Source organism: Kitasatospora sp. GP82 (assembly GCF_029892105.1).
Taxonomy (GTDB): domain Bacteria; phylum Actinomycetota; class Actinomycetes; order Streptomycetales; family Streptomycetaceae; genus Kitasatospora.
In genome coordinates this window covers 47,938-64,894 of the sequence record NZ_JARZAJ010000032.1, presented here as the reverse complement: position 1 = coordinate 64,894, position 16,957 = coordinate 47,938, and the positions used below count along the sequence as shown (strand labels likewise).

General features: G+C 74.3%; 1 protein-coding gene (cut by a window edge). It reads right to left on the bottom strand.

Translation table 11 applies throughout. The features are described 5' to 3' along the window. Window positions 1-16,957: the 5' portion of a type I polyketide synthase gene (locus tag P3T39_RS27445; RefSeq protein WP_280701643.1), read on the bottom strand. 11,729 nt of this gene lie to the left of the window's left edge; 16,957 of the gene's 28,686 nt are visible here — the first part of the coding sequence; the start codon lies at window positions 16,955-16,957; the stop codon falls past the left edge of the window.

Sequence of the window (16,957 nt, the reverse complement as noted above, 5' to 3'; positions counted from 1 at the left end):
CGCCCTGGTCCGCGAGCAGGCTCACGGCATCGGCGAACCGCACCGTACGCCGCACCTGTCCGACCCAGTACTCGGCCGAGCACAGCTGCTCCGCCGTGGCCGCTTCGCCGGTCACGGCGGACACGAGCGGGATCTCGGGGGCCTGGAAGGCCAGTCCGCTCACCACCTGCCGGAAGTCCTCCAGCATCGGCTCCATCAGCGGCGAGTGGAAGGCGTGCGAGACCCGCAGCCGCTTGGCCCGGCGCCCCTCGGCCTCGAAGCGGGCAAGGATCTCCAGCACGGCGTCCTCGTCACCCGCGACGACCAGCGAGGCCGGCGCGTTGATCGCGGCGATGGAGAGCCGGTCCTCCCGTCCGGCCAGCAGCGTCAGCACCTCGTCCTCGCTCGCTTCCAGCGAGGCCATCGCGCCCCCGGCGGGCAGCGCGGCCATCAGTCGGCCGCGGGCCGCGACGAGCGTGCAGGCGTCCTCCAGCGAGAGCACGCCCGCCACATGGGCGGCGGCGAGCTCGCCGATGGAGTGCCCGGCGACCCGGTCGGGCCGCAGCCCCCAGGACTCGACGAGTCGGAAGAGGGCGACTTCGAGCGCGAAGAGGGCTGGCTGGGTGTATCCGGTGTCGTCGAGCAGCGCGGCCTGCGCCGTGTCCGGCTCGGCGAACATCACCTCCCGTACGGGCTGGTCGAGTTCGAGGTCGAAGCGGGCCAGTACGGCGTCCAGCGCCTCCGCGTACACCGGGTAGCGGTCGTAGAGTTCCCGGCCCATGGCCGGGCGCTGGCTGCCCTGTCCGGTGAAGAGGAACGCCAGTTTTCCCCGCACGGGGCGGCCGGTGACCAGTGTGCCGTCGGGCAGGCCGTCCCGCAGGGCGGTGAGGGCCCGGAGGAGTTCCTCGCGCTCGGCGGTCACGACGGCGGCGCGGTGCTCCAGGCCGGTCCGGGTCGTGGCGAGGGAGAGGGCGAGGTCGGCGACGGGCAGTTCGGGGTGTTCGCCGAGGAAGGAGAGCAGGCTGTCGGCCTGGGCGCGCAGCGCGGCGTCCGTACGCCCGGACAGCACGACGGGAACGGCGGCGGCGACGGGCGGGGCGGGCGGCTCCGCGAGGGAGTCCTGAGCCGCCGTCACCGGCTCCTGTTCGAGGATGACGTGGGCGTTGGTGCCGCTGAGGCCGAAGGAGGACACACCCGCGCGGCGCGGACGGCCGGTCTCGGGCCAGGCGGACGACTCGGTCAGCAGGTCGATGGCGCCCGCCGTCCAGTCCACGTGCGAGGACGGCTGGTCGACGTGCAGGGTGCGCGGGAGCACACCGTGCCGCATCGCCATCACCATCTTGATCACACTGGCGACGCCGGAGGCCATCTGCGTGTGGCCGATGTTCGACTTCACCGAGCCGAGCAGCAGCGGGCGTTCGCGGTCCTGGCCGTAGGTCGCGAGGAGGGCCTGGGCCTCGATCGGGTCGCCCAGCCTGGTGCCGGTGCCGTGGCCCTCCACGGCGTCGACCTCGGCGGCGGACAGGCCGGCGGTCGCGAGTGCCTGGCGGATCACCCGCTGCTGCGAGGGTCCGTTCGGCGCGGTCAGCCCGTTGGACGCGCCGTCCTGGTTGACGGCGCTCGCGCGGACGACGGCCAGCACCCGGTGCCCGTTGCGCAGGGCGTCGGAGAGCCGCTCGACCAGCACCAGGCCGACGCCTTCGGCGAGGCTCATGCCGTCGGCGGCCTCGGCGTACGCCTTGCAGCGGCCGTCGGCCGCCATCGCCCGCTGCCGGCTGAAGCCGACGAACGCGTTGGGTGTGGCCATGATGCTCACTCCGCCGGCGAGGGCGAGGGAGCTCTCCCCGTTGCGCAGCGACTGGCAGGCCAGGTGCAGTGCCACCAGCGAGGACGAGCACGCGGTGTCGAGCGTGACGGCCGGGCCCTCGAAGCCGAAGGTGTAGGACAGCCGCCCGGACAGGACGCTGGAGATGGTGCCGGTGATCAGGTGGCCTTCGGCGCCGTCCTGGCCGGAGCTGCCCGAGCTGTAGTCCTGGTAGCTCGCGCCGATGAAGGTACCGGTCTGACTGCCCCTCAGGGTGGCGGGGTCGATCCCGGCCCGTTCCATCGCCTCCCAGGAGGTTTCGAGCAGCAGGCGCTGCTGGGGGTCCATCGACAGGGCTTCCCTCGGCGAGATGCCGAAGAACGCGGCGTCGAAGTCGGCGGCGCCGTGCAGGAATCCGCCCCGGGTCGAGTAGGTCCTGCCCGGCCGGTCGGGGTCCGGGTCGTACAGTCCCTCGGCGTCCCAGCCCCGGTCGAGCGGGAAGTCGGAGATGGCGTCGCCACCGGCGGCGACCAGGTCCCACAGGTCTTCCGGCGAGCCGACCCGGCCCGGGTAGCGGCAGCTCATGCCGATGATGGCGATGGGCTCGTCGTTCGCGGCGGCGGCGCTGGCGACCGTGCCGGTCTCGGCCCGCGCTCCCAAGACCTGCTCGCGCAGGAACCGGACGAGGGCGAGCGGGTTCGGGTAGTCGAACACCATCGTGCTCGGCAGGGTGAGCCCGGTCACGGTGGACAGCCGGTTGCGCAGGTCCACGGCGGTCAGCGAGTCGAAGCCGACGTCGCGGAAGGCCCTCTGCTCGGACAGGACGTCGGGCGAGGCGTGGCCGAGGACGGTGGCCGCCTCCGCCCGGACGAGGTCCAGCAGCACCCGGTCCTGGTCGGCGGCGGGCAGGGCGCGCACCCGGGAGACGAACTCGCCGTCGGTGGCGGGCCGGTGGGCCGCCTCCTCCAGCTGCCTGACCTCGGGGATGTCCTCGAACAGCGCGGTGGGCCGCACCGAGGTGAAGACCGGGTGGTAGCGCTCCCAGTCGATGTCGGCGATCGACAGGACGTGCTCGTCGCCTTCGAGGGCCTGGCGCAGCCCGGCGAGGGCCAGGTGCGGGTCCATGAAGACCAGGCCGCTGCGGCGGATCTGACTCGGGTCGACCCGGCCGAGCTTGAGGTCGTCGGCCCAGATGCCCCAGGAGAGGGCGGTCGCACGGGCGCCGCGCGCCCGGCGGTGCTCGGCCAGCGCGTTGAGGTAGGCGTTGGCGGCGACGTACGCGGCGTGCTGGCCGCTGCCCCACATGCCGGCGGTGGAGGAGTACAGGACGAAGGCGTCCAGCTCCTCGTCGTCCAGGAGTTCGTCGAGGTTGCGCGCGCCCGCGACCTTGGCGTGCATGACCTTGGCGAAGGCTTCGGGGCTGCTCTCGTCGATCGAGGCGAGTTCGATGACGGCGGCGGTGTGCACGACGGTGCGCACCGTGTGGCCGTCGGCCCTGAGGTCGGCGAGCAGGCGGGCGAGTGCCTCACGGTCCGTCACGTCGCAGGCCGCGAAGGTGGCCCGGCAGCCGTGTTCGGCGAGCTGTCCGAGGAGCTCGGCGGCGCCGGGGGCGTCGGCGCCCCGGCGGCTGGTGAGCACGATGTGCTCGGCTCCGTGCTCGGCGAGCCAGCGGGCCAGGTGCGGCGCGAGGGTGCCGGTGCCGCCGGTGACGAGGGTGGTGCCGCGGGGCGTCCAGCCGGGTGCCGGGGCGGAGCCGCCGACGGCGGCTGCCCGGACCACGCGGCGGGCGAGCACGCCCGAGGGGCGGATCGCGATCTGGTCCTCGCCGGTGGCGCCCGCGAGGACGGCGGCCAGTCGGCCCGCGCCGCGCCGGTCGAGGGTCTCGGGCAGGTCGACGAGGCCGCCCCAGCGCTGCGGGTGCTCCAGGGCCGCCGTCCACCCCAGGCCGTGGATCTGGGCCTGGACGGGGTGGGTCAGGCGGTCGGCGCGTCCGGTGGAGACCGCGCCGCGCGTGAGGCACCACAGGGGTGCGTCGATCCCCTGGTCGCCGAGGGCCTGGATGAGGGCGAGGGTCAGCGCGAGGCCGCCGGACAGCTCCGGGTGCCGCTCGCCGGGCTCCTCGGCGGCGCCCAGCAGCGAGACGACGCCGGTGAGTTCCTCGTCCTCCAGGGCGGTCAGGCGTGCGGCCAGCGCCCGGCGGTCGGTGCAGGTGTCGTCGAGCACCAGGTGGTGGATCCGCGCGCCGTGCGTGGTGAGGGCGTCCGCGACGTCGTCGCCGTCGTGCCCCTCACCGGTGACCAGCAGCCAGGTTCCGGTGAGGGTGGCGTCCTGGCTGCCCAGCGGCTTCCAGGTGGCGCGGTAGCACCAGGAGTCGACGGTGGACCGGTCGCGCCGGCGGCGGTGCCAGGCCGACAGGGCGGGCAGGACGGGTGCGAGGGAGGTGTGGTCGAGCCGCAGTCCGGCTGCGAGGGAGTCGAGGTCCTCGCGTTCGACGGCACTCCAGAACTCGGTGTCCGCGCCGCCCGCCTCGCCCGCGCTCTGCTGCGTGTCTCGGACGGCCCACAGGTGCTCGCGCTGGAAGGCGTAGGTGGGCAGGGTGACGCGGCGGGCGCCGGTGTCGGCGAAGACCCGCGTCCAGTCTGCCCGTGCGCCCTGGACGAAGACCTCGGCGAGGGAGGTCAGGAAGCGGTCGGTGCCGCCCTTGTCCCGGCGCAGGGTGCCGGCCACGGCGGCCCGCTCGCCGGTGTCCTCGACCGTGGAGCGGACGGCCATGGTCAGCACCGGGTGCGGGCTGACCTCGACGAACACCCGGTGCTCGGCCGCGAGCAGGTCCCGGACCGCGGGGTCGAAGCGCACGGTCTGCCGCAGGTTGCGGTACCAGTACGCGGCGTCCATCCCGGTGGTGTCCAGCCAGTCGCCGGTGACGGTCGAGAAGAACGGCACCTCGGCGGTGCGCGGGCGGACGGGGGCGAGCTTGGCCAGCAGTTCCTCGTGGAGCAGTTCGACCTGCGCCGAGTGCGAGGCGTAGTCCACCGGGATCCGCCGCGCCCGGACGTTCTCCGCGGTGAACTCCGCGATCAGGGCGTCCAGTTGCGCCGGTGCACCGGCGACCACCACGGTGCGCGGGCCGTTGACGGCGGCGATGGAGATGTCCCGGCCGCGGGCCGCCAGGCGTGCCTCGACCTCGGTCACCGGCAGCGGTACGGACACCATGCCGCCGGAGCCCGCCAGGACGCGGGCGATGGCCTGGCTGCGCAGGGCCACCACGCGGGCGGCGTCCTCCAGCGACAGGACTCCGGCCACGGCGGCCGCGGCGATCTCGCCCTGCGAGTGGCCCAGCACGGCGTCGGGACGGATGCCGTGGGCCCTCCACAGGTGTGCCAGCGACACCATCACTGCGAAGGAGGCGGGCTGGACGACGTCGACGCGCTCCAGCGACGGCGCGCCCTCCCGCCGGCGCAGGACGTCGGTCAGCGACCAGTCGACGAAGGCCGACAGGGCTGCGGCGCACTCGTTGATGCGTTCGGCGAAGACCGGTGACTCGTCGAGGAGTTGCGCGCCCATACCGGCCCACTGGGCGCCCTGGCCGGGGAAGACGAACACGGTCTTCCCGTCGATCTCCGCCATGCCCTGGACCACGGCCGCCGAGGACTCGCCGGCGCTGAGGGCTTCCAACTCCTCCCGCAGGGTCGCCCTGTCGGTACCGAGGACCACCGCCCGGTGCTCCAGCAGCGCCCGCGAGCCGATCAGGGAGTGGCCGATGTCGACCGGGCTGAGGTCCTGGTCGGCGTCCACATGGGCGGCGAGGCCCGACGCCTGGGCGCGCAGCGCGCCGGGCGTCCTCGCGGACAGCACCCACGGCACCACGGCGCCGGCCGGCGGCGTGCCCTCGACCGCGAGGGGCAGGTCGCCGCGCGGCGCCTCCTCGAGGACGGCGTGCGCGTTGGTCCCGCTGATGCCGAAGGACGACACCGCGCAGCGGCGCGTCCGCTCGCCCTCGTGCCACTGGACCGGGGCGTTCAGCAGGGACACCGTGCTGGGCGTCCAGTCGATGTGCGAGGACGGTTCGTCGGAGTGCAGGGTGCGCGGCAGCAGGCCGTGGCGCAGCGCCATGACCATCTTGATCACACCGGCGACGCCGGCGGCCGACTGCGTGTGGCCGATGTTGGACTTCACCGAGCCGAGCAGCAGCGGACGTTCCAGGTCCCGGTCGCGGCCGTAGACGGCCTGGAGGGCCTGCGCCTCGATGGGGTCGCCGAGCGCCGTGCCGGTGCCGTGCGCCTCGATGGCGTCGATGTCGTCCGTGCCGAGCCCGGCGTTGCTCAGTGCCTGCCGGATGACGCGCTGCTGCGAGGGGCCGTTGGGTGCGGTCAGCCCGTTGGAGGCGCCGTCCTGGTTGATGGCCGAGCCTCGCACCACGGCGAGGATCTCGTGGCCGTTTCGCCGGGCGTCGGAGAGCCGCTCCAGGACGAGGACGCCGACGCCTTCGGCGAGCGTCATGCCGTCGGCGGATTCCGAGAACGCCTTGCACCGGCCGTCGGCGGCCAGCGCCCGCTGCCGGCTGAAGGCGATGAACGCGTTCGGGTTGGTCATCACCGTCGCACCGCCCGCGAGTGCGAGCGAGGTCTCGCCGTTGCGCAGCGACTGGCAGGCCAGGTGCAGCGCGACGAGGGAGGAGGAGCAGGCGGTGTCCACGGTGACGGCCGGCCCTTCCAGGCCGAACAGGTAGGCGAGGCGTCCGGAGAGCACGCTCGGGCTGGTGCCGGTCACGACGTGCCCGGCGGAGCCGTCCTCCATGCCGAGCCCGTACTCCTGGTAGGTCGAGCCGATGAAGGTGCCGGTGGGGCTGCCGTGAACGGTGGTCGGGTCGATACCGGCCGCCTCGAACGCCTCCCAGGTGGTCTCCAGGAGCAGGCGCTGCTGCGGGTCCATCGACAGGGCCTCGCGCGGGGAGATGCCGAAGAAACCGGCGTCGAACTCCCCGGCGTCGTGCAGGAATCCGCCCTGGGTCGAGTAGGTCCTGCCGGGGGTGTCCGGGTCCGCGTCGTACAGTCCGGCGGTGTCCCAGCCCCGGTTGACGGGGAACTCGGAGATGGCGTCCACGCCTTCGGACACCAGCTCCCAGAACTGTTCGGGCGAGCGTACGCCGCCGGGGAAGCGGCAGCCCATGCCGACGATGGCGATCGGCTCGTCGAAGCGGCCGGTGGCGGCGGCGGCCGGCGCGGGCGCGGCCTCGTCCGCGAGGCCCGGGATCCGGGAGCGCAGGTAGCCGGCCAGGGCGACGGGGGTCGGGTAGTCGAAGGCCATGGTGGTCGGCAGGGCCAGGCCGGTCAGGGCGACCAGCCGCTTGCGCAGCTCAACGGCGGTCAGCGAGTCGAAGCCGGCGTCCCGGAAGGCCCGCTTCTGCGCCACGCCTTCGGCGGAGGCGTGCCCGAGGACGACGGCCGCCTCGCGGCGGACCAGGTCCACGAGCAGGCGCTCCTGCTCGGCCTCGTCGAGGGCGAGCAGCCGCCGGACGAACTCGGAGGCGGCGGCGTCGCCCGCCTCGGTGCTGTGGGCGAGCTCCCGTACCTCGGGCAGTTCGTCGAACAGGACGCTCGGGCGCGAGGAGGTGAAGACGGGGACGTAGCGCTGCCAGTCGACGTCGGCCACCGTCACGGTGACGTCCCGCTGAACGACGGCGCGGCGCAGCTCGGCGATGGCCGTCTCGGGGGCGAGGAAGCGCAGGCCCTGGCGTTGCAGGCTGTCCGAGACGGCCTCGTGGGCGGCCATGCCGTCCCCGGCCCACGGGCCCCAGGCGACGGAGGTCGCGGCCAGGCCGCGTGCGCGGCGGTGTTCGGCGAGCGCGTCGAGGTAGGCGTTGGCGGCGCCGTAGGCGCTCTGCCCGGCGCTGCCCCAGATCCCGGCGACGGAGGAGAACAGGACGAAGAAGTCCAGGTCGCGGTCGGCCAGCAGCTCGTCGAGGTTGGCGGCGCCGCGCATCTTGGCGGAGGTCGTCTCGGCGACGGCGGCGAGCGGTGTGGCGGCGAGCGGGGCGGCCTGGCCGATTCCGGCCGCGTGCACGACGCCGGTCAGCGGGTGTTCGTCCTCGATGGCGGCCAGCAGCTCGGCCAGCGCCGTCCGGTCGGCGATGTCGCAGGCCGCGACGGTGACCTTGGCGCCGAACTCCTCCAGTTCCGCGGCGAGTTCGCGTGCACCGGGGGCGTCGGGGCCGCGTCGGCCGGTGAGCACGAGGTGCTGGGCTCCGGCGCGGGCGAGCCAGCGGGCGACCTCGGCGCCGAGCGCGCCGGTGCCGCCGGTGATCAGCACGGTGCCGGTGGCGGTGAAGTCGTCGGCCTGGGGAAGCTCGGCGCCGGGGTGGCGGAGCAGTCGCCTGCCGTACGCGGCGGTGGCGCGCAGCGCGAGCTGGTCCTCGGTGCCCCGGGCCGCCAGGGCGCTGACCAGGCGTTGCACGGTGGGGGCGTCGAGTGCGGGCGGCAGGTCGATCAGGCCGCTCCAGGGCTGCGGGCGCTCCAGGGCCACGACCCGGCCCAGGCCCCAGGCGGCCGCCTGGACGGGGTTGACGGGCGGGTCGGTGGGCCCGGTGGAGACGGCTCCACGGGTGAGCGTCCAAAGGGGTGCGCTCAGGCCGGTGTCCGCGAGGGCCTGGGCGAGGACGACGCCGAGTGCGAAGCCCATCGGCAGTTCGTCGGCGCCCAGTTCGGGTCCGTCGGCCAGGGGCAGCAGGGAGAGGATCCCGGATACGCCGCCGGCCTCGGTGAGCCGGGCGGCGAGTTCCGCCCGGTCGAGGCAGCCGGCGTCCAGGACGAGCCGTTCGAACTGGGCGCCGTGGCCGCGCAGCACGTCGAGGAGCTCGGTGTCGTCGATGCCGTCGGTGGTGACGGCCAGCCAGGTGCCCTCCAGCACCGGCGCCGCGCTCGCGGTGACGCGCTTGAACTGCACCCGGTAGCGGGCGCCGTCCAGCACGTTCTTCTCGTGCCGGTGGCGGCGCCAGGTCGACAGGGCCGGGAGCAGGGCGTAGAGGTTGGCGTGCTGCTCGTCGCGCAGGCCGAGCAGGGTGGCCAGTTCGCCTGCGTCGCCTCGTTCGACCGCTCCCCACAGCTGGGCGTCGGCCGGGTCGGTGGCCGCCCGGGCCGTGTGGAGGGCCGTCGTCTCGGGCCAGTAGCGCTCGCGCTGGAAGGCGTAGGTCGGCAGCTCGATCCGGTGCGCCGGGGTACGGCCGTAGTACGCCGCCCAGTCGACACGGATCCCGCGCACGTGGAGACGGGCGAGCGCGGTGGTCGTGCCCTGCTCCTGGGGGCGGTCGGCGCGCAGCAGCGGGACGAGGTCCACGGCCGAGTCGTCGCCGAGGGTGTCCTGGGCGAGTGCGGACAGCACGCCGTCAGGACCGATCTCCAGGAAGGTGGCCGCGCCGAGCGCGCGCACGGTGCGTACGCCGTCGGCGAAGCGGACGGTGCGCCGGACGTGCTCGACCCAGTAGCCGGGGGTGCACAGCTCCTCGGCGGTGGCGAGTCCGCCGGTCAGGTTCGACACCAGCGGCAGCTGCGGGGCCTGGAAGGCCAGGCCGCTCACCACCTGCCGGAAGTCCTCCAGCATCGGGTCCATCAGCGGCGAGTGGAAGGCGTGCGAGACCCGCAGCCGCTTGGTCTTGCGCCCCTGGGCCGCGAACTCCTCGGCGATGCGCAGGACTTCACTGCTCTCACCGGCGATCACCACGGCCTGCGGGCCGTTGACCGCCGCCACCGAGACGCCGTCCGCCAGGCGGGGCAGCACCTCCTCCTCGGTGGCCTGGACGGACACCATGGCTCCGCCTGCGGGCAGGGCCTGCATCAGCCGGGCGCGCGCGGTCACCAGGGTGCAGGCGTCCGGCAGGCCGAGGACGCCCGCGACATGCGCGGCGGCGATCTCCCCGACCGAGTGACCGAGCAGGTGGTCGGGCCGCAGGCCCCACGACTCGGCGAGCCGGAACAGGGCGACCTCGATGGCGAACAGGGCGGGCTGCGCGTAACCGGTCTGGTCCAGCAGTTCGGCCTCGGGCGTGCCCGCGGCCGCGAACAGCACCTCCCTCAGCGGCCGTTCAAGACCGGCGTCCAGATGGCGCACAACCTCGTCGAGCGCCTCGGCGAACACCGGGAAACGGCCGTAGAGCTGCCGGCCCATGCCGGCCCGCTGAGAGCCCTGGCCCGCGAACAGGAAGGCCAGCCGGCCCGCGCCACCGCTCTCGCCCTCGACGAGCACCGGGTCGGGCGCGCCGGTGGCCAGTGCGGTCAGCGAGCGCAGCAGTTCCTCCCGGCCGCCCACCACGACGGCGCGCTGTTCGAACCCGGACCGGGTGGTGGCGAGCGAGAGACCGACCTCTGCGGGGTCGAGTTCCGGGTGCTCCTCCAGGTGGGAGCGGAGCCGGGCCGCCTGTGCGCGCAGCGCCGCCCGGCTGCGCCCGGCGAGGGGCCACGCGGCGACGGTCGCGGGAGCGGCCTCGGGCGCCGCCTCGGCCCGTACCTCCGGCGCCTGTTCGACGATCACATGCGCGTTGGTGCCGCTGATGCCGAAGGAGGACACGCCGGCCCGGCGGGGCCTGCCCGTCTCGGGCCAGTCGGCCTCCTCGGCGAGCAGCTCCACCGCCCCGGCCTCCCAGTCCACGTGGGAGGAGGGCCGGTCGGCGTGGAGGGTGCGCGGCACGACGCCGTGCCGCATCGCCAGCACCATCTTGATCACACCGGCGACGCCCGCCGCCGCCTGGGTGTGGCCGATGTTCGACTTGACCGAGCCCAGCAGCAGCGGACGCTCCGGGTCGCGTTCCTGTCCGTAGGTCGCCAGCAGGGCCTGGGCCTCGATGGGGTCGCCGAGGGTCGTCCCGGTGCCGTGTCCCTCGACCACGTCGATGTCGGTGGTGGTCAGTCCGGCACCGGCCAGCGCCTGCCGGATCACCCGCTGCTGCGAGGGTCCGTTAGGGGCGGTGAGTCCGTTGGACGCGCCGTCCTGGTTCACCGCGCTGCCCCGGACGAGGGCGAGCACGCGGTGCCCGTTGCGCCGTGCGTCGGAGAGGCGTTCGAGGACGAGCACGCCGACACCCTCCGACCAGCCGACGCCGTCGGCACTGTCGGAGTACGCCTTGCACCGGCCGTCCGGCGACAGGCCGCGCTGACGGGAGAACTCGATCAGGGACGTCGGGGTCGACATCACCGTGACACCGCCGGCCAGGGCGAGCGAGCACTCCCCCGCCCGCAGCGCCTGCATCGCCCAGTGCATCGCGACCAGCGAGGAGGAGCACGCCGTGTCCACGGTGACGGCGGGGCCCTCAAGACCGAGGGAGTAGGAGACGCGCCCGGAGGCGATGCTCGGCGAGGTGCCGCTGCCCTGGTGCCCCTCGAACTGCCCGCCGGACAGCGTGGCGGCGTAGTCGTTGTACATCACACCGGCGAAGACGCCGGTCTGGCTGCCGCGCAGCGAGAGCGGGTCGATACCGGCGCGCTCGATCGCCTCCCAGGAGGTCTCCAGCAGCAGGCGCTGCTGCGCGTCCGTGGCCAGCGCCTCGCGAGGGCTCATGCCGAAGAACGCCGGGTCGAACTCCGCGGCCTCGTGCAGGAATCCCCCGTAGCGGGTGTAGGCGGTGCCGAGGTGGTCCGGGTCCGGGTCGTACAGCGCCTCCAGGTCCCAGCCGCGATCGGTGGGCAGCCCGGAGATCGCGTCGGTCCCCTCGCGGACCAGCCGCCACAGGTCGTCGGGCGAGGAGACGCCGCCCGGGTAGCGGCAGCTCATACCGACGATCACGATCGGGTCGTCGGCCCGGGCCGCGGCGGCGCGCGGGGTCGTCACGGCCACGGGGCCCTGCTCGCCCATGAGTTCGTCGACGACATGGGCGGCGAGGGCCGTGACCGTCGGGTAGTCGAAGATGACGGTGGCCGAGGTCCGCAGACCCGTGACCGTGCGCAGCCGGTTGCGCAGCTCGACGGCCGTCAGCGAGTCGAAGCCGAGGTCCTGGAACTGCCGCAGCGGATCGACGTCCGCCGGGCTCCGGTGCCGCAGCACGGCGGCCACCTGAGTGCGGATCAGTTCGATCACGGCCTCGGTGCGCGCCGTCCCCTCCAGCCTGGACAGGCGCTGCACCAGGCTCGCCGCCGCCTCCGATCCGGCCACCACCGAGCGCCGGACGGGGGTGCGGATGAGGCCGCGCAGCAGCGGCGGCACCTCGCCCTGGGCGCGCAGCACCGACAGGTCCAGGCGGACGGGCAGCAGGACGGGTGCCGCAAGGGCGAGCGCGGCGTCGAACAGCGCGATGCCGTCGCTCTCGGAGAGCGCGGGCGTGCCCATCCGGGCCAGCCGGTCCAGCTCGGTCTCGGACAGGGCGCCGGTCATACCGCCGCTCGTGTCGCCGGTCGGGGCCCACGGGCCCCAGCCCAGCGACAGGCCGGGCAGCCCGGCGGCGCTGCGCATCCTCACCAGAGCGTCGGCGAAGGCGTTCGCGGCGGCGTAGTTGCCCTGGCCCGGCGCGCCGGCCGTGCCCGAGAGGGAGGAGAAGACGACGAACGCGGCCAGGCCGAGTCCGCCGGTGGCCCGGTGCAGATTCCACAGGGCGTCGGCCTTGGGCCGCAGCACCGTGCTGATCCGCTCCGGGGTCAGTGACTCGATCACGCCGTCGTCGAGTACGCCCGCCGTGTGCACCACCGCCGTGACGGGGTGTTCGGCCGGGACACCGGCCAGCAGCCGGTCGAGGGCAGCGCGGTCGGCGAGGTCGCACGCCTCGACGGACACCCGCGCGCCCAGCGCGCGCAGCTCCTCGGCCAGTTCCTCGGCGCCCTCGGCGGCGGCGCCCCGGCGGCTGGCCAGCAGCAGCTGCCGCACGCCGCGCTCGGCGACCAGATGACGGGCCAGCACCCGGCCGAGCGCACCGGTACCGCCGGTGAGCAGGACCGTGCCGTCGGGGTTCCAGGCGGTGCCGGGACCGCCCTGCCCGGCTGCGGCACGCACCCGCGCCAGGCGCGGGACGAGCACCTCGCCGCCGCGCACGGCCGCCTGCGGCTCGTCGCCGCCCAGAGCCTGCGGCGGTACGGTGGCCCCCGCCTCGGGGTCGAGGTCCAGCAGGCCGAACCGGCCGGGGTGCTCCGCCTGCGCGGAGCGCACCAGTCCCCACACGGCGGCCGCCGCCGGGTCGGCGACCGGCTCCGACTCGGTGGCGGCGACCGCGCCGCGCGTGACGAGGACCAGCCGCGACTCGGCCTTCGACTCGTCCGCCAGCCAGTCCTTCAGCTGCCCCAGCACCCGCGCCGTCAGGGCGTGGGCCGAGGCGACCGTGTCCTCGCCACGGCCGCCCACGACGGGGGCGAGGACGATCGCGGGGACGGTGGCGTCGTCGAGAGGCGCCAGGCCGAGCCCGAACGGATCCTCTCCCAGCACCGCCGTCGGCTCGGGAGTACTCGCCGCGCCACCGCGCAGGCGGCTCCAGCGCAGCTCGAACATGGCGCTCCGCACGGACGCGGCACTGGCGTCCGGCATCTCCTCCGGTGCCGCTGCGCGCAGCACCAGCGAGCCGACGGCGGCGACCGCTCCGCCCTCGGTGTCGGCGACGGCGATCGACACCGCGTCGTCCCCGGCCCAGGTCAGCCGTACCCGGACCGCCGAGGCGCCACTGGCGTGCAGGCTCACGTCCTGCCAGGAGAAGGGCAGTCCGCCGCGCCCGTGCTCGCCGAGGTCCAGGAGGACGGAGGCGTGCAGGGTGGCGTCGAGCAGGGCTGGGTGGATCCCGAAGGCTCCGGCGTCCAGGCCACCGGTGTCGGGCAGCGCCACCTCGGCGAAGACCTCGTCGCCTCGGCGCCACGCGGCCCGCAGGCCCCGGAACACCGGCCCGTACGCGAAACCGGCGGCGGCCAGCCGCTCGTAGAGGCAGTCCAGTTCCACCGGGGCCGCGTCGGCCGGGGGCCACGTCCCGGTGGCGAAGTCCTCGGCCTCGGCCCGGTGTTCGCCCGCCGCGAGGATGCCCTCCGCGTGCTGCGTCCACGGCTGCTCGTCCACTCCGTCGGGACGGGAGTGAATGGTCAGGGTGCGCCGCCCGGCCTCGCCCGGGCTGCCGACCCAGACCTGCACCTGGACACCGCCCTGCTCGGGCAGGACGAGCGGTGCGGCCAGTGTGAGCTCCTCGACCCGGTCGCAGCCGACCTCGTCACCGGCGCGTACGGCCAGCTCCAGGAAGGCGGTACCGGGGAGCAGCACCGTGCCGCGTACGGCGTGATCGGCGAGCCAGGGGTGGGTCTGCGCGGACAGACGGCCCGTCAGCAGCAGCCCGTCGGAGTTGGCCAGGGACACGGCGGCGGCCAGCAGCGGGTGGTGTGCGGCGCCGAGTCCCGCGGCGCGGACGTCACCGGCGCGCGTGGGGACGTTCTTCGGCCAGAACCGGCGGTGCTGGAAGGCGTATGTCGGCAGTTCGACGCGCCGGGCGCCGATGCCGGAGAAGTAGTGCTTCCACTGGACGGGGACTCCCCGTACGTGCAGGCCGGCCACGGCCGCGGTGAGGCTCTCGGTCTCGGGGCGGCCCGGCCGAAGGACGGCGAGGGCGGCCGAGGTCTCGTCCCCGTCCTCGTCCAGACAGGTCCGGGTCAGGGCGGACAGCACGCCGCTCGGGCCGAGTTCGAGGAAGGTACCCGTGCCGTGCCCGCTCAGCCAGGCGATGGCGTCCGCGAAGCGGACGGCCTCGCGGGCGTGGTCGACCCAGTAGGCGGCGGAGGTCAGCTGCTCGACCGTGGCGAGAGTGCCGGTCAGGGCCGAGACGATCGGGAGCACGGGAGCCTGGGGCGACAACTCCGCCACCACGGAGCGGAATTCGTCGAGCATCGGTTCCATCAGGGGCGAGTGGAAGGCGTGCGAGACCCGCAGTCGCTTCACCTCGCGCCCCAGCCCGGCGAAGTGTTCCGCCACTGCGGTGGTCTCGCATGCCGCACCGGCGACGACGACGGCCGCCGGGCCGTTCACGGCGGCGATCGACACCCGGTGGCTGCGGCCCTCGATCAGCGGGAGGACCTCGGCCTCGGTCGCCTGGAGCGCGACCATCTCGCCGCCGACGGGCAGCGCCTGCATCAGCCGCCCGCGCGCGAGCACCAGGGTCGCGGCGTCGGCGAGGGTGAACACCTCGGCCACATGGGCGGCGGCTATCTCACCGATCGAGTGTCCGGCCAGGAAGTCCGGCCTGACGCCCCACGACTCGACGAGCCGGAACAGGGCGACCTCGATGGCGAACAGGGCGGGCTGCGCGTAGCCGGTCTGGTCCAGCAGTTCGGCCTCGGGCGTGCCCTCGGCCGCAAACAGCACCTCCCTCAGCGGCCGTTCAAGACCGGCGTCCAGATGGCGCACAACCTCGTCGAGCGCCTCGGCGAACACCGGGAAACGGCCGTAGAGCTGCCGGCCCATGCCGATCCGCTGAGAGCCCTGGCCCGCGAACAGGAAGGCCAACTTGGCGCGTTGCTGCGCGCTGCCCCGCTCCAGGCTTCCCACCGACGGCTCGCCCTCGGCCAGCGCGGTGAGCGCGGCGACGGCCTCCGCGCGGTTGGCGGCGGTCACCACCGCGCGGTGCTCCAGGCTGGACCTGGTCGTGGCCAGCGAGAAGGCGAGGTCGGCATCGGCATTGCCGGCGTCGGCGCCGCCATCGGCATCGGCATCGGCATCGGCATCGGCATCGGCATCGAGGAAGGCGAGCAGTCGCGCCGCCTGGGCACGCAGGGCCTCGGGGCTCCGCCCGGACACCAGCCACGGCAGCACGTCCACGCGGACGGTCTCGGCCGCCGGGTCCGCTGCCGGGTCCGCCACCGCCGGTTCGTCCGACGCCTGAGTCACGGGCGGGGCCTGCTCGATGATGGCGTGTGCGTTGGTGCCGCTGAGGCCGAAGGAGGAGACGCCCGCCCGGCGCGGCTCGGACCGCTCCGGCCATGCGGTCTGCTCGGTGAGCAGCCGCACCGCTCCCGCGCTCCAGTCGACGTGCGAGGACGGTGCGTCCACGTGCAGCGTCTTCGGCAGTACGCCGTACCGCATCGCCAGAACCATCTTGATCACACCGGCGACACCGGCCGCGGCCTGGGTGTGGCTGATGTTCGACTTGACCGAGCCCAGCAGCAGTGGACGCTCCGGGTCGCGGCTGCGGCCGTAGGTCGCCAGCAGCGCCTGCGCCTCGACGGGGTCGCCGAGGGTCGTACCTGTGCCGTGGGCCTCGACCACGTCGACCTGGTCGGCCGAGAGCCGGGCGTTGATCAGCGCCTGCTCGATCACCCGCTGCTGCGAGGGGCCGTTGGGCGCGGTCAGCCCGTTGGACGCACCGTCCTGGTTGACGGCGGTGCCGCGGACGACGGCCAGCACCCGGTGCCCGTTGCGCCGGGCCTCCGAGAGCCGCTCCAGAACGAGGACGCCGACGCCCTCGGCCCAGCCGGTGCCGTTGGCGGAGTCGGCGAAGGACCGGCAGCGGCCGTCCGCCGCCAGACCGCCCTGCCGGGCGAACTCGACGAAGGTCGTCGGGCTGGACATCACCGTGACACCACCGGCGAGCGCCAGCGAGCACTCCCCCGAGCGCAGCGACTGGGCGGCCAGGTGCAGCGCCACCAGCGAGGAGGAGCAGGCGGTGTCGACGGTCACCGCGGGCCCGACCGTCCCGAAGAAGTACGACAGCCGCCCCGAGATGACGCTGGTCGCGTTGCCCGTCAGCACAAAGCCCTGGACGTCGTCCTCCGGGCCGACCTGGTACTCCTGGGGCATCGCGCCGACGAAGACACCGGTCCTGGTGCCCCGCACCGACGCGGGGTCGATACCCGCCCCCTCGAACGCCTCCCAGGCCGACTCCAGCAGTACCCGCTGCTGGGGGTCCATGGACAGGGCCTCGCGCGGCGAGATCCCGAAGAAGTCGGGGTCGAACTCCGCGGCGTCGCGCAGGAATCCGCCGGAGATCTCGGTCGGCCCGTCCTCGGCGGCGAGCTCCCAGCCCCGGTCGGCCGGAAGGCCGGAGATCCCGTCCTCACCGTTGACGAGCATGGTCCAGAGGTCCTCCGGGCTCGCCACCCCTCCCGGGTAGCGGCAGCTCATGCCCACGATGGCAATCGGCTCGCTCGCGGCCGCCTCCAGCTCGTTCACCCGCTGGCGCGAGCGTTGGAGGTCGGCGCCGGCCCGCTTGAGATAGTCCCGGAGCTTCTGTTCCTTGTCCAT